Source organism: Xanthomonas sp. SHU 308 (genome assembly GCF_000364645.1).
GTDB lineage: Bacteria > Pseudomonadota > Gammaproteobacteria > Xanthomonadales > Xanthomonadaceae > Xanthomonas_A > Xanthomonas_A sontii.
In genome coordinates this window covers 1-15,328 of the sequence record NZ_AQOK01000340.1, presented here as the reverse complement: position 1 = coordinate 15,328, position 15,328 = coordinate 1, and the positions used below count along the sequence as shown (strand labels likewise).

The window sequence follows — 15,328 nt, the reverse complement described above, 5'->3', positions numbered from 1 at the left end:
CCAACGCCAAGGCGCATCCGAAGGCGGCGCAGTGGCTGCCGGCGCAGGTGCCGGGCACGGTGCAGACCGACCTGATCGCCGCCGGGGTGGTGCCCGATCCGTTCTATCGCGACAACGAAGCGCAGATCCAGTGGGCCGGGCTCAGCGACTGGCAGTACCAGACCCATTTCCAGGTCGATGCGGCCCTGCTGGCGCGCCCGCACCTGGAACTGGTGTTCGACGGGCTGGACACCTTCGCCGAGGTCTACCTCAACGGCAAGAAACTGCTCGCCGCCGACAACATGTTCCGGCAGTGGCGGGTCGACGCCAAACCGCTGCTCAAGCGCGGCGACAACGTGCTGGAAGTGCGCATCGCCTCGCCGATCAAGAAGATCCAGCCGTGGCTGTCCAAGCAGCCGTACGCGCTGCCCGGCGCCTACGATTCGGCGTTCGGCGACGAGCCGGTGGCGCGGCACAGCTCCACCTACGTGCGCAAGGCGCCTTACAACTTCGGCTGGGATTGGGGCCCGCGCATCGTCACCGCCGGCATCTGGCAGGGCGTGCGTCTGGAAGCCTGGGACGCGCTGCGCGTGGACGGCCTGCGCATCGCCCAGCAGCGCGTCGATGCCGACGCGGCGCAATTGCTGGCACAGCTGCAGGTGCAGGCCGGCCGCAGCGGCGAAGTGCAACTGGACCTGGACGTGCTCGGCCCCGACGGCCAGCGCGTCGGCCAGTTCAGCCAGCGCGCGGTCGTCGATCCAGGTGCCAACACCCTGACCGTGCCGGTACGCATCGCCAAGCCGCAGCGCTGGTTCCCGGCCGGCTACGGCCGCCAGAACCTGTACACGTTCAAGGCGCAGCTGCGCGATGCCGCCGGCGAGCGCCTGGACGTGCAGCGCGTCACCGGCCTGCGCAGCGTCGAGTTGCGCCGCGAGAAGGACCAGTGGGGCAAGAGCTTCGCCCTCGTGGTCAACGGCATCCCGGTGTTCGCCAAGGGCGCCAACCTGATTCCGTTCGACAGCTTCCCCACCCGCGTCGACGCCGCGCGCATGCGCGGCTTCCTGCAGTCCGCGCGCGACGCCAACATGAACATGCTGCGCATGTGGGGCGGCGGCCATTACCAGCCTGACAGCTTCTACGAGGATGCCGACCGCCTGGGCATCATGATCTGGCAGGACTTCATGTTCGGCGGCGCGATCCCGCCCTACGACGTCGCGTTCCGCGAGAACACCCGCGCCGAGGCCGAGGAGCAGGTGCGGCGCCTGGGCGATCACCCCAGCATCGTCATCTGGTGCGGCAACAACGAAGTGCAGACCGGCTGGGAGAACTGGGGCGACCGCATCAAGTTCAAGCAGTCGATCGACCCGGAAGAGCGCGAGCGCATCGTCCGCGGCATGACCACGCTGTTCGGCACGGTGCTGCGCGAGGCGGTACAGAAGTACGACAGCGACACCCCGTACTGGGCGACCTCGCCGGGTACCGATTTCGACGGCGCCGCCGACCAGCCCGACGACGGCGACATGCACTACTGGAAGGTCTGGGGCGGCCCGGCGCTGCCGGTCACCGAGTACCTCAACGTGACCCCGCGCTTCATGTCCGAATACGGCCTGCAGTCGTTCCCCGAGATGCGCACGATCCGCGCCTTCGCCGAACCCGGCGACCTGCAGCCGGAATCGCCGGTGATGCGCGCGCACCAGAAGTTCGACAAGGGCAACGGCAACCAGCGCCTGCTGCTGTACATCCGCCGTGCGTTCGGCGAGCCCAAGGACTTCGCCAGCTTCGTCTACCTGAGCCAGATCATGCAGGCCGAGGGCATCACCCTGGCCGCCGAACACCTGCGCGCCTCGCGGCCGCAATCGATGGGGTCGCTGTACTGGCAGCTCAACGACGTGTGGCCCGGCGCGTCTTGGTCGAGCCTGGACTACTTCGGCCGCTGGAAGGCGCTGCAGTACCACGCGCGCCGCTTCTACGCGCCGGAACTGATCGCCGCACTGCGCGACGACAAGGGCCAGACCACCGTGTCGCTGGTTTCCGACCGCACCACGCCGCTGGCCGCGCGCTGGCGCATGCGGGTGATGGACCTGTCCGGCAAGGTGCTGAGCAAGACCGAGAAGCCGGTGACCCTGGCGCCGCTGTCCAGCGTGCACGTAGGCAGCTTCAGCGATGCGCAGTTGCTGCGCCGCGCCGATCCGCGCCGCAGCGTGGCGGTGTTCGAGCTGCTCGACGGCGAGCGCGTGCTGTCGCGCACCCTGGTGTACTTCGACGCGGCCAAGCGCCTGCAGTGGCCGCAGGCCGACATCCGCAGCGAGCTGCGCGCCGATGGCGACGGCTACGCGCTGACCCTGAGCAGCGCCACGCTTGCGGCGCAGGTGTGGCTGAGCTTCGGCGACCTCGACGTGACCCTGTCCGACAACGCCTTCGACCTGCTGCCGGGCGAGCCGCTGACCGTGCGCGTGCACAGCAGCGCGACGCTGGAACAGGTGCGTGCGGCGCTGCAGGTGCGCGACCTGGGCGGAACGATGGCTGGCGCGCCGGCCGAACCGGCGGAGGCGAAGTGATGGGCAAGCCGATGTCGCGGGCGGGCGTCACCTTGTGGGAGGGACTTCCGTCCCGACGGGGCGTTACCAGTAAAGCGTCGGGACTGAAGTCCCTGCCACAAAGGCGCATCTACCTGGCGCTGTGTGCGATCGGCCTGCTCGCCGCCCCGCTCGCCCATGCCGACGAGGCCGAGGACCGCGCCGCCGCGCTGGTGGCGAAGATGACCCGCGCCGAGAAGATCGCGCAGGCGATGAACGCTGCGCCGGCGATCCCGCGCCTGGGGGTGCCCGCCTACGAGTGGTGGAGCGAGGGCCTGCACGGCATCGCCCGCAACGGCGAGGCCACGGTGTTCCCGCAGGCGATCGGCCTGGCCGCGACCTGGAACGCCGAACTGCTGCACGACGTCGGCACCGTCACCTCCACCGAGGCGCGGGCCAAGTTCAACCTCGCCGGCGGACCCGGCAAGGACCATCCGCGCTACGCCGGGCTGACCATCTGGTCGCCCAACATCAACATCTTCCGCGACCCGCGCTGGGGCCGCGGCATGGAGACCTACGGCGAGGATCCCTACCTCACCGGGCGGCTCGCGGTCGGCTTCATCCACGGCCTGCAGGGCGACGATCCGGCGCACCCGCGCACCATCGCCACGCCCAAGCACCTGGCCGTGCACAGCGGGCCGGAACCGGGCCGCCACGGCTTCGACGTGGACGTGTCGCCGCACGATTTCGAGGCGACCTACTCGCCGGCGTTCCGCGCCGCCATCGTCAACGGCCAGGCCGGCTCGGTGATGTGCGCGTACAACTCCCTGCACGGCACGCCCGCCTGCGCCGCCGACTGGCTGCTCGACGGCCGCGTGCGCGGCGACTGGGGCTTCAAGGGCTTCGTGGTGTCCGATTGCGATGCGATCGACGACATGACCCAGTTCCACTACTACCGCCCCGACAACGCCGGCTCGTCCGCGGCCGCACTCAAGGCCGGGCACGATCTGAACTGCGGCTACGCCTACCGCGACCTCGGCATCGCCTTCGACCGCGGCGAAGCCGACGAAGCGTTGCTCGACCGCTCGCTGGTGCGCCTGTTCGCCGCACGCTACCGGCTCGGCGAACTGCAGCCGCGGCGCAACGATCCGTATGCGCGGCTGGGCGCCAGGGACATCGACAGCGCCGCGCACCGCGCGCTGGCACTGCAGGCCGCGCAGCAATCGCTGGTGCTGTTGAAGAACGCCGACGCCACCCTGCCGCTGCGCCCGGGCCTGCGCCTGGCCGTGCTCGGCCCCAACGCCGACGCGCTGGCCGCGCTGGAAGCCAACTACCAGGGCACATCGGTGCAGCCGGTGACGCCGCTGCAAGGGCTGCGCACGCGCTTCGGCGCCGCCCAGGTCGCCTATGCGCAGGGCGCGCCGCTGGCCGCCGGCGTGCCCGGCATGATCCCCGAGACCGCTCTGCGCAGCGACGGCAAGCCCGGGCTGCGCGGCGAGTACTTCGACAACCTGGACCTGGCCGGCACGCCGCGCGTGCATCGCCAGGACCGCGTGGTCGGCTTCAACTGGGACCACGTGGCCCCGGCCAAGGGCGTGGACAAGGATCGCTACTCGGTGCGCTGGAGCGGCGAACTGCTGCCGCCAGGCCCGGGCGACTACACCCTGGCGGTACGCGTGGCGCGCTGCTTCGATTGCGCCGGCCACGACCCGGTGCGCCTGTACATCGACGATCAACTGGTGGTCGCCGGCAACGCCGAGGACAAGCACGTGCCGGCCGGCATGCACAACGCCGACGGCCGCAACGTCGAGACCGTGCTGCATTTCGACGACGCGACGCCGCGGCGCATCCGCCTGGAGCTGGAACACCGCGGCCAGGACCAGGGCCTGCGCCTGGAGTGGCTGGCGCCGCCGGCGCTGCAGTTGGCCGAGGCCGAACGCGCGGTGGCGCAGGCCGACGCGGTGGTGGCCTTCGTCGGCCTGTCGCCGGACGTGGAAGGCGAGGAACTGCGCATCGACGTGCCCGGCTTCGACGGCGGCGACCGCAACGACCTGGCCCTGCCGGCCGCGCAGCAGGCGTTGCTGGAACGGGCCAAGGCCAGCGGCAAACCGCTGGTGGTGGTGCTGATGAGCGGCAGCGCGGTGGCGTTGAACTGGGCCAAGCAGCACGCCGACGCGATCATCGCCGCTTGGTATCCGGGCCAGTCCGGCGGCACCGCGATCGCCCAGGCGCTGGCCGGCGACATCAACCCCGGCGGGCGCCTGCCGGTGACCTTCTACCGCTCGACCAAGGACCTGCCGCCCTACGTCAGCTACGACATGAAGGGCCGCACGTATCGCTACTTCAAGGGCGAGCCGCTGTTCCCGTTCGGCTACGGGCTGAGCTACACCCAGTTCGCCTACGACGCACCGCAGCTGTCGACCGCGACGCTGCAGGCCGGCCAACCGCTGCAGGTGAGCACCACCGTGCGCAACACCGGCGCGCGCGCCGGCGACGAGGTGGTGCAGGTCTACCTGCAGTACCCGCAGCGCGCGCAGTCGCCGCTGCGCAGCCTGGTCGGCTTCCAGCGCGTGCACCTGCAGCCGGGCGAGGCGCGCACGCTGCGCTTCGCGCTGGACCCGCGCCAACTCAGCGACGTCGACCGCAGCGGCCAGCGCGCGGTGGAAGCCGGCGACTACCGCCTGTTCGTCGGCGGCGGTCAGCCGGGCACCGGCGCGCCCGGCGAGGACGCGGCGTTCTCGATCAGCGGGCGCATGGCCCTGCCGAAGTGAGCGACGGGGCCGCCCACGGCCCCTGTCTACGAAATGCGCCAGCGCATGCGGCGGTGCAGCGTAACGGCCCGGCGCGCTGCCGCCGCCGGGCGCCATCCCTGCACGTTCCAGCGTTCTGCTAATTTATTTTTCACGACCTATTGACAGTCTTCCGGGACAGAGGTATCGATAACACGTCGGTGCCACGCATCGACGATGCCAGACGCGCCGAACGCCGCAGCACTTGCGGCGTTTTCCAGGGCAGTTCCAGGGGTGATGTGCCATGTCATGCAGTCGTCGCAGCCAGGATCGATGCCTCGCCGGAGTTCCGGCGCCCTGCCTGTCGTCCGCGTTCCGCGCGGGCACGCATGGGGGCCGCTGCGCATGACCCGTCGCTACAAGCTGAGCGCGCTGCGTTCGCGCTCCAAGTGCATCGCCGGCTACTCGCCGCCACGCCACTGATCGCCGTTTAACGGTCCGCCCAGCCGGCAGACGCCTCGCGTCGGTCGCCGTTCGCTCTGTCCTGTTCGCACGCCCTCCGGCGTGCGGTTCGAGCGCGCGCGCCTTCCGTCCACCGTGTCTGCCTTCCAGGAACGCAGCGGCGCGTCGCCTTCGGCGCGTGCCCGCACCGATCACGATCAGCGAGGTGTCACGTGGCAACCCATCCCTATTGCAAGCGCAAGGCGCTGTGCGCCGCCATCCTGGCCATCACCGGCCTTGCCGCCACCGCACCGGCGCTGGCCGGCACCGTGCAGGGCGAACTCAAGGAGCGCAGCAGCGGCAAGCCCGCCGCCCATGCGAAAGTGGCCATCGCCGGCACCGCGCTCAGCGCTGTCACCGACGCCCAGGGCCGCTTCGTCATCGCCGACGTGCCGGCCGGGCAGTACGCACTGCAGCTGGACTACCCCGGTTTCAGCGCGCCGGAAACCACCGTGCAGGTCGCCGACAGCGGCGCCGCCACGGTGTCGATCGCGCTGGACGAGGCCAAGCAATTGCAGACCATCAGCGTGGCGGCCAACCGCTACGACGCCAGCACGCTGAAGATGAACTCCTCGAACACGGTGGACGTACTGTCGGCCAACGATCTCGAGCACACCGCCGTGCACAACGTCGCCGAGGCGCTGGGCCTGATCGCCGGCATCAACATCACCTACAGCGGCTCGGGCTACTTCGGCGGCGTCGACGGCGCCGCGCGCGGCGAAGGCATGTTCGCCTCGGTGCGCGGCCTGCCCTCCGAGTACAACGTCAACCTGATCGACGGCGTCACCGTCGCCCAGGGCATGCCGTACAGCCGCAGCGTGCAGTTGAGCCTGCTGCCGCCTTCCGGCCTGCAGACCATCGTCGCCAACAAGACCTCCACCGCCGACATGGACGGCGACGCGATCGGCGGTACCCTGGATTTCCGCACGCCCACCGCCTACGACTACAAGGACGCCACCAGCGGCAGCGTCACCGTCAGCGGCCGCGTCGAGAGCCGCGCCCGCGACTACGGCGGCGACGGCCTCGGCGGCGGCCTGGCCGGCGAGTTCCAGCACAAGTTCGGCGACGAGCAGCAGTTCGGCTTCTACGCCAGCGCTTATTACGACTACCGCACCTCGACCAACAGCGAGGTGGCCGCGGCCACCAGCGCGCTCAACGACGGCTCCTGGAAATTCCTGCATGCCAATGCCGACGGCAGCAACGCCGCCGGCTACGCGCCGCAGGACAACCTGACCAGCACCGGCATGAACGTCGGCGTGGTCGCCGGCTGGGAGCGCCGCTACGGCGGCAACGCCGCCTTCGACTGGAACGTGGACGACACCTTGTCGGTGTACGCACGCGCCACCTACGCCTACGCCAAGACCGACCAGGGCACCACCTTCGTGCAGTTGCTGCCGCAGGACGTCAGCTTCGTGCCGACCGCCACGCCCGGCGTGTATTCGCCCAACATCAACCGCATCGCCGCGCGCTTCTGGTACGAGACCAACCCGGAAATCGCCGACCTGGCCACCTTCCAGGTGGGCGCGCGCAAGACCGCCGGCAACTGGACGCTGTCGCCGAACCTGTTCTACAGCTTCGGCGACAACGACCGCCCCGACCACATCGAGATCGACGGGCGCGAGGACAAGTTCAGCCAGGCCAATTTCGCCTACTCCGGCAGCAGCCTGATGCGCTACGGCAGCGGCGCCTTCCCCTACCCGCAGCTGACCCCGGCGCTGCTGGCGCAGGTCAACAACATCCCCTCGCTGTACGCCAGCAGCTACGGCGAATCGACCAAGATCTACTCCGGGCAGAAGAAGGGCGGCGCCAAGTTCGACGCGCGCTACGACTTCGCCGACGGCGCGCTGACCGCGCTGCAGTTCGGCGTGAAGTACAGCAAGAGCAGCCGCCACTACAGCAATCGCGACTGGTGGACCGGCCCGGTGCCCGACACCAGCACGCTGGGCGACCTGGGCATCTTCAACGGCGGCTACGCGGCGATCTTCCCCGGCAAGTACCACTGGGCCACGCCGCGTGTCAGCGAAGGCGCGGTGGCGCAGGTCATCGCCAACCACCTCACCGACGACGACCTGGATACCTGCGGCAGCGCGTTCTACGTCAACAACTGGAACTGCAACACCATGCGCGGTACCGAGGCGGTCAGCGCCGCCTACGCGATGGCGACCTTCTCCTTCGGCAGTCTGGAAGTGGTGCCCGGCGTGCGCTTCGAGCACACCAGCATCCACAACACCTTCTGGACCACGCCCACCGACAGCGACGGCAACCAGCAGGTCGGCTATTTCGCCGCCAACAGCACGCACTACGACCAGCCGCTGCCGAGCGTGTTCCTGACCTGGCGCCCGGACAGCGCCACCACCTACCGCGCCGCGCTGTGGACCAGCTACACGCGGCCGGCGTTCGTGCAATTGGGCGGCGGCAGCCAGATCAACATCTCCAACGGCATCACCACCATCAGCCAGGGCAACCCGGACCTGAAGGCGATCACCTCGACCAACCTGGACCTGTCCGGCGAGTGGGCGACCGACCATGGCGGGTTCTTCTCGGTGGCCGGTTTCTACAAGCGCCTGCATCACTACATCTACGATGCGGGTTCCGGCCAGGCCAATTCGGGCACCAGCGGCAGCGGCACGGTGTTCTACCAGATGCCGACCAATGGCGGCGACGGTCGCGTCTACGGCGTGGAGGTCAGCGCGCGGCAGCGCTTCCAGGATCTGCCGGCGCCGTTCGACGGGCTGGGCGTCAGCGCCAATGCCACGCGCCAGCATGCGCACGCGGATCTGGGCATGGTCGGCTTCGAGGACGAGCAGATGCAGTCGGCGCCGAATGCGATGGCCAATCTGGAGCTGTTCTACGAGCGCTCGAAGTTCTCGGTGAACCTGAGCTATCACTTCAGCAGTTCGTATCTGCTGAACTACGACTTCCTGCACCAGAACGCGCCGTGGGACGACCTGTGGGCGCGGCCGACGCGGCGGGTGGATCTGCACGCGGGCTATCGGTTCGACAGCGGGGTGAATGTGGATCTGTCGATCTCCAATCTCACCAAGGAATACAGTTACTGGGGCCATGTGGGCCGGCACAATCTGGCGGTGTCGGACATCGTCGATGCCGGCATGATGACGTTGTTGACCGTCAAGTACGCGTTCTAGGCCGCGGCGGCGTGCGCACTGGGATGCCATGGCGGAGCGGTGCCAGGGTCTCTGCGGGAGCTTCTTCAGTCCCGACGGGACTTATCGACTTCGCCTCGGCCACGCTTTTTGTGGGAGGGACTTCAGTCCCGACAGGCTTTACCGGTGTCGCCTGGGTTCGCCATCAAAAGCAACAGCTTTCGCCTGGCGGCGAGTCACTTTTCTTTGCTTGTGCAAAGAAAAGTAACCAAAAGAAAGCACACCCCGCCGCAGCGCCCGCTACGCGGGTCCGCTCCGCTGACGGGATTTTCGGACGGGGCATCCTGCCCCGGCCGAAAACGGCGCACATCCTTGTGCGCCGCCCCCCTCCGGGGGGTTTTACCCGCCAGCTCCGCCGCTGCGGAGGGGACCCGGGAAGAGCAAAAGCTGAAGAGCAACAGCAACAGCAGCAGCAGCAGCAGCAGCAGCAGCAGCAAGGCCAGCATCAGCAATACGAAGTTAATTCGTGGATCGACACCGTCGATGCAGTTGGTGTCACAACGCCCGGCTTTGTTTCCTGCATCCAACACCCTTCTTCTTCCTTCGGGACTCCGGCCGCAGCTGAGGGCCGCCAAACCTCCTGGAGCGCGCAATGAAACGCCGCGCCTTCTGTCGGTTCGGCTTGCTGGCGCCATTGGGCTTGGCGGCGATGCCGATGCTGCGCGCGGCGGTGCCGGCATCGGCGCCGGTGCCGGACGGGCGGCCGTACGCATTCGGCTTCGCCCAGGGCCGCTTCACGCTGGACGGGCAACCCTGGCAGATCCGCAGTGGAGAACTGCATCCGCTGCGGATCGCGAAGGCGGATTGGTTGCATCGGATTCGCATGGCCAAGGCGATGGGGCTGAATACCATCGCGCTGTACCTGATGTGGAATGCGCTGGAAACGGCGCCGGGGCAGTTCGATCTGGACAGCGGCGAACGCGATTTCGTCGGATTCATCCGGCTGTGCCAGCAGGAAGGGTTGTGGGTGTATCTGCGCCCGGGTCCGTATGTGTGCGCGGAGTGGACGCTGGGCGGGTTGCCGCCGTATCTGCTGCGCGAGGCGAACATCCGTCTGCGCGATCGCCACGATGCGCGCTACATGGCGGCGGTGGAGCGCTACATCGGGGCGATCGCGCCGCGCATCGCGCCGTTGATGGCCAGTGCCGGTGGGCCGGTGCTGATGCTGCAGATCGAGAACGAATACTCGATGCACGGCAGCGACGTCGGCTATCTGCAGGCGCTGGCCGCGCTGTGGCGGGCGCATGGGGTCGAGGGGCCGTTCTCGCTGGCCGAAGGGCTCAAGGATCTGCGACGGCGCCAGGCGATGTTGCCCGGCGCCGCGCTAGGCCTCGATGGTCCCGATCTGCACGATCTGCAGGCGGCCACGGCCTTTGCCGGGCAAGCGCCGGTGTGGGTGTCCGAGGGCTACCCCGGCTGGCTCACGCACTGGGGCGAGCCGAAGTTCGCGCGTCGCGACTATGCCCCGCTGCTGCGCCGCATCGCCGCCGCCGGCTATTCGTTCAATCTGTATGTCGTGCACGGTGGCACCAACTTCGGCCTCAGCGCTGGCGCAAACGCCGAGGACGACGGCTCGCAGTTCCAGCCGGCGCTGACCAGCTACGACTACGGCGCGCCCATCGACGAAGCCGGCCGTGCGACGCCGGCCTATTTCACGCTGCGCAAGATCATCGCCGCGCAAGCCGACACGCCACCGCCGCCGCTACCGGCCGCACCGCGGCGCGCGCACTTCGACGCGGTGCAGGCCAGGCCCGTGGCCGCGCTGTGGGACAACCTCGGCCCTGCGCTGCAGACCGACACCCCGATCGACAACCAGCGCCTGCTCGGCCAGGACCAAGGGCTGGTGCTGTATCGGCGCCGGATCGGCGCGGGCCGGGCGCTGCACCTGGGACAGGTCCACGACTACGCGGTGGTGCATCTGGACGGGCGCGAACTCGACCACGTGTCGCGGGTGCGGCATCCGCGTCTGCACAGCGCGCTGCAGTTGCGCCTGCCCGATGCAGCACAGGACACGCGCGAGCTGGAGGTGCTGGTCGACAGCTTCGGCCACATCAACTTCGGCCCGGCGCTGGGCGATCGCAAGGGCCTGCTCGGTCCGGTGCGGCTCGATGGGCAGGAGCTGCACGGCTGGGAGGTGCGTGGGCTGGCGCTGGACACAGATCCGACGCCGTCGCTGCGCCCGCTGCAGGCGCCGCCGCAGCGCCCGGGCCTGTTCTTCGCCACCGAGTTCCCCCTCGACCAGCCCGGCGACGTACACCTGGACATGCGCGACTGGCGCAAGGGCTATCTGTGGGTCAACGGGCGCCTGCTCGGGCGCTACTGGGACATCGGCCCGCAGCAGTGCCTGTACTGCCCCGGCGCCTGGCTGCGCGCCGGGGCCAACCAGGTGCTGATCCTCGATCTGCATCGCCTGCAACCGGGCCCGGTGCGGTGCGCCGACGGTCTCGTCCCCACGCCTGCCACGCAGCCCGTCGCATCCCTTCCCTCCCCACAGGATCGCGCATGCACATGACATCGCTCGCCGCACCCGTCGCGTCCTCCCCGTCCGCCGCGGACCAGGGCGCGCCGCCGCGCACGCTGGGGTTCTGGAGCGCGCTGTCGGCCAACCTGCTCAACATGATCGGCATCGGCCCGTTCATCACCATCCCGCTGGCGCTGTCGGCGCTGGCCGGGCCGGCGGTGCTGCTGGGCTGGGTGGTCGGCGCGCTGCTGTGCCTGTGCGACGGCCTGGTGTGGGCCGAACTCGGCTCGGCGATCCCGCGTTCGGGCGGGCCGTACCACTACCTGCGCGAGGCCTATGGCCGCTACCGCGCCGGGCGCCTGTTCGGCTTCCTGTACCTGTGGCAGACGCTGCTGACCGCGCCGTTGTCGGTGGCGGCGGCGGCAGTCGGCTGCGCGCAGTACCTGGCCTACCTGATGCCCGGGCTGAGCCACACCGCGCTCACCGGCATCGCCATGGCGCTGTGCCTGTTCAACACCGCGCTGCTGTACCGGCAGGTGCGCTCGGTGCAGGTGCTGTCGCTGCTGGTCAGCGCGGTGGTGATCGCCGCCTGCGTGTGGATCGTGCTCAGCGGCGCGCTGCATTTCGACATGGCGCTGGCGCGCGAGTTCCTGCAGGCGCGGCCGGCCTCGCCGCACGGCTTCTGGCTGGGCTTCGGCGCGGTGGCGCTGATCGCGGTGTACGACTACGGCGGCTACAACAACGTGTGCATGCTCGGCGGCGAGATCCGCAAGCCGCGCCGCACGATTCCGCGCGCGGTGCTGTGGTCGATCCCGATCGTGGCGGTGCTGTACCTGGGTTTGAACGTGACCCTGCTCGGCGTGCTGCCGTGGCAGCAGGCCGCGCAGTCCAAGGCGGTGGTCGCCGACTTCATGCAGGCCATCTACGGCCCGGTGGGCAGCACCGTGGCGGTGGCGCTGATCGTGCTCGCCAGTTGGGGTTCGGCGCTGGTGGTGCTGCTGGGCTATTCGCGGGTGCCGTATGCGGCGGCGGCGTCCGGCCAGTTCTTCGGCGTGTTCGCGCGGCTGCACCCGCGCGGGCGCTTCCCCACCGTGTCGCTGCTGTTCGTCGGCATCACCTCGGCGCTGGCCTGCCCGCTGTCGCTGGACGACCTGATCGCCACGCTGATGATCATCCAGATCCTGTTCCAGTTCCTGGCGCAATGCCTGGCGGTGGTGCTGTTGCGGCGGCAGCCGCGGCGCCGCGCGCGCTTCGCCATGCCGCTGTATCCGTGGCCGCTGCTGATCAGCGTCTGCGGCTGGCTGGCGCTGCTGGCCACCAGCCCGCTGCCGCGGCTGCTGGCGGCGGTGCTGGCGCTGTGCGCGGGCACCGCGCTCTATCTCATCCAGGCCAAACGCGAGGCAGCATGGCCCTTCCAGCAATGAAAACCCATGACGTCGCGGTGGTCGGCGAGGTCTATCTCGACCACATCTTCAGCGGCTTCGCCAGCTGGCCTGGGCCGGGCGAGGAAGCGATGGCGCGGCACTACCATCGCGACCTCGGTGGCGGCACCGTCAACACCGCCTGCGGGCTGGCGCGGCTCGGACGCACGGTCACGCTGATCGGCGCGATCGGCGCCGGCGACCGCGACTGGTTCGCGCAGCGCCTGGGCGCGTTCGGCGTCGGCACCGAAGGCCTGGTCGACCACCCCGCCGGCACCGGCGTCACCGCCAGCGTGTCGCTGCACGACGACCGCTCGTTCTTCACCTACCACGGCGCCAACGCCGAGCTGGAACCGCTGTTGGGCAGCGCGGCCGCACTGGAGGCCATGTGCGCCGCGCGCCACGTGCACTTCGCCCTGCCGCTGCCGGCGACGCTGGCGCGCACGCTGCTGCCGGCGTTGCGCGCGGCCGGCTGCAGCACCTCGCTGGACGTGGGCTTCAACCCGGCCTGGCTGGCCGATCCGGACAACCACGCCACCTGCCGCGCGGTCGATCACTTCCTGCCCAACCAGAAAGAGGCCGCGCTGGCCGGTTGCACGGGCGACGATGCCGCGTCCTGCGCCGCCTGGGCGCAGGCGCTGGGGCTGGCGCAGGTCACGATCAAACTCGGCGGCGCCGGCGCCTGCGTGGTGGATGCCGCCGGTGCGCGATTGGTTGCCGCGCCCATCGTCGCCGTGCAGGACACCACCGGCGCCGGCGACGCCTTCGATGCCGGCTTCATCGACGCGCTGCTGGACCACCTTTCCCTCGATGCCTGCGCGCAGCGCGGCTGCCTATGCGGCGCCGCCTGCTGCACCGCGCTCGGCGCGCTCGACGGCCTTCCCGATCCCCCACGTCTCAGGAGTCTCCATGAGCAGTTCCTTTCCCAACCGTAAACTCGCCCTGATCGGCGGCGGCGGCGTGCGCGCGCCGCTGGTGGTGTACGGCGTCAACGATGCCGCCGAAGCGCTCGGCGCGCGCGAGATCGTGCTCTACGATCCCGACCAGGAGCGGCTGGCGCTGATGGTCGCGCTGGGCCGCGCGGTGGTCGCCGAGTTCGGCGGCGACCTGCAGGTCAACGCGGCCAGTTCGGCGGAAGCGGCGATCGACGGCGCGCACTTCGTGCTCAACAGCATCCGCATCGGCGGCATCCACCAGCGCGCCACCGACGAGCACACCATCATCCGCCACGGCTACGCCGGGCAGGAGACCACCGGCCCCGGCGGCGTCGCCAAGGCGCTGCGCACGGTGCCGGTGGCGATCGAGCAGGCACGCATGGTGGAGCGGCTCAGCCCCGACGCCTGGCTGGTCAGCTTCACCAACCCGGCCGGGCTGATCACCCAGGCCATCAGCCGCCACACCCGCGCGCGCGTGGTCGGCATCTGCGACACGCCGGTGGAGCTGTTCCACAACATCGCCCGCGCGCTCGGCGAGCCGCCCGCGGACGTGGACTGCGAGTACGTCGGCCTCAACCACCTGGGCTGGATCCGCGCAGTGCGCGTGCGCGGCGTGGACGTGCTCGACCGCATCCTGGCCGACGACGCGATCCTGCGCCAGCTGTACCTGGCGCCGCTGTTCGACTTCGACATGCTGCGCACGCTGCGGCTGATCCCCACCGAATACCTGTACTTCTACTACGAGCGCAGTCGCGCCCTGGAGAACCAGCGCGCCAGCGGCGCCAGCCGCGGCAGCGAGATCGAACGGCTCAACCACACCCTGATCGCCGACCTGCGCAGCCGCCTCAACGCCGGCGACGGCAGCGGCGCGGTGCAGACCTACGCCGCCTACCTGCAGCAGCGCTCCGGCTCGTACATGCGGCTGGAGGCCGAAGCCGGCTCGGCCTTCGCCGATGACCTCGCGCCGCAGCCGGACCCGTTCCGCGCCAGCACCGGCTACCACCGCATCGCCGTGGACGTGATGAGTTCACTGACCGGCGCGCTGCCGGGGCGGCACGTGGTCAACGTGCGCAACCAGGGCTGCATGCCGGAACTGGCCGACGACGACATCGTGGAGATCTCCTCCACCATCGAGCGCGACCGCATCACCCCGCTGCCGGCGCGGCCGATGCCCGAGGCGATCCAGGGCCTGGTGCGCACGGTCAAGGCCTATGAGCACGCCGCCATCGACGCCGCGCTCAGCGGCAGCCACCTCGACGCCTGCAAGGCGATGCTGATCCACCCGGCCATCGGCGAGTGGAGCCCGTCGCGGCGGCTGCTGGAGGCCTTGTTCGGCCATGCCGGCAACGGCGACGACGACGGCGAGTGCGTGTGCTCGGGGCCGATGCACTGGCACGGCGCGCATCACCACCACTGAGCCGGCCGGTTGTGCGGTCGCAGGATGCAACGGACGGCCACACGTTGTAAGGTCGTCGCAAATTGGTCCGTCATAGGTACCATCAACCTGCCCTCCCGGCCGCGGCCGGCGCCTCCCCGGTGCCGGCCCGTGCCGGGAGCGTTTGTCGATTCCACGGAGCGTTCCAGGCCATGCCCACCCGCCGCGACATCCTCCACTTCCTCGG

At 69.7% G+C, this 15,328-nt stretch carries 8 protein-coding genes; 7 read left to right on the top strand and 1 reads right to left on the bottom strand.

The genetic code is table 11. The features are described 5' to 3' along the window. The 3 genes from D588_RS0111985 to D588_RS0111975 all read left to right on the top strand — a co-directional run. Positions 1–2,537: glycoside hydrolase family 2 protein (locus D588_RS0111985; RefSeq protein ID WP_017916148.1), on the top strand; the 2,537-nt coding region annotated here is incomplete at its 5' end. After that, positions 2,537–5,266 carry a glycoside hydrolase family 3 C-terminal domain-containing protein gene (locus D588_RS0111980; RefSeq protein ID WP_017916147.1) on the top strand — a complete coding sequence of 910 codons (2,730 nt, stop codon included), beginning with the start codon at positions 2,537–2,539 and terminating at the stop codon, positions 5,264–5,266. The genes D588_RS0111985 and D588_RS0111980, both read left to right, overlap by 1 nt. A 632-nt stretch (positions 5,267–5,898) precedes the next feature. Next, entirely contained in the window at positions 5,899–8,871 is a 2,973-nt protein-coding gene (locus D588_RS0111975; protein ID WP_017916146.1) for a TonB-dependent receptor, read from the top strand. Between the two features lie 194 nt (positions 8,872–9,065). On the opposite strand, the gene D588_RS0111970 is transcribed toward D588_RS0111975, so the two are convergent. After that, on the bottom strand, positions 9,066–9,416 hold the full coding sequence (locus D588_RS0111970; protein ID WP_157836452.1) for a hypothetical protein: 351 nt from the start codon (positions 9,414–9,416) through the stop codon (positions 9,066–9,068). Positions 9,417–9,481: 65 nt separating this feature from the next. Between D588_RS0111970 and D588_RS0111965 the strand changes: the two genes are divergently transcribed. From D588_RS0111965 to D588_RS0111950, 4 genes are read left to right on the top strand one after another with little or no spacing between them, the layout of a single operon-like run. Beyond that, entirely contained in the window at positions 9,482–11,401 is a 1,920-nt protein-coding gene (locus D588_RS0111965) for a beta-galactosidase (RefSeq protein WP_026143634.1), read from the top strand. Beyond that, positions 11,398–12,774 carry an APC family permease gene (locus D588_RS0111960; RefSeq protein ID WP_017916143.1) on the top strand — a complete coding sequence of 459 codons (1,377 nt, stop codon included), beginning with the start codon at positions 11,398–11,400 and terminating at the stop codon, positions 12,772–12,774. The genes D588_RS0111965 and D588_RS0111960 overlap by 4 nt, the downstream gene beginning before the upstream one ends. Beyond that, positions 12,771–13,706 (top strand): carbohydrate kinase family protein, encoded by a 936-nt coding sequence (locus D588_RS0111955; protein ID WP_017916142.1) that lies wholly within the window; start codon positions 12,771–12,773, stop codon positions 13,704–13,706. Before D588_RS0111960 ends, D588_RS0111955 begins: the two co-directional genes overlap by 4 nt. Continuing rightward, positions 13,681–15,123 carry a 6-phospho-beta-glucosidase gene (locus D588_RS0111950; protein WP_017916141.1) on the top strand — a complete coding sequence of 481 codons (1,443 nt, stop codon included), beginning with the start codon at positions 13,681–13,683 and terminating at the stop codon, positions 15,121–15,123. The genes D588_RS0111955 and D588_RS0111950 overlap by 26 nt, the downstream gene beginning before the upstream one ends. Positions 15,124–15,328 lie beyond the last annotated feature (205 nt).

Excerpts from the sequence above, each read along its gene's own strand:
- D588_RS0111980 (WP_017916147.1), top strand. The coding sequence starts at position 2,537 with ATGGGCAAGCCGATGTCGCGGGCGGGCGTCACCTTGTGGGAGGGACTT.
- D588_RS0111965 (WP_026143634.1), top strand. The coding sequence starts at position 9,482 with ATGAAACGCCGCGCCTTCTGTCGGTTCGGCTTGCTGGCGCCATTGGGC.
- D588_RS0111960 (WP_017916143.1), top strand. The coding sequence starts at position 11,398 with ATGACATCGCTCGCCGCACCCGTCGCGTCCTCCCCGTCCGCCGCGGAC.
- D588_RS0111955 (WP_017916142.1), top strand. The coding sequence starts at position 12,771 with ATGAAAACCCATGACGTCGCGGTGGTCGGCGAGGTCTATCTCGACCAC.
- D588_RS0111950 (WP_017916141.1), top strand. The coding sequence starts at position 13,681 with ATGAGCAGTTCCTTTCCCAACCGTAAACTCGCCCTGATCGGCGGCGGC.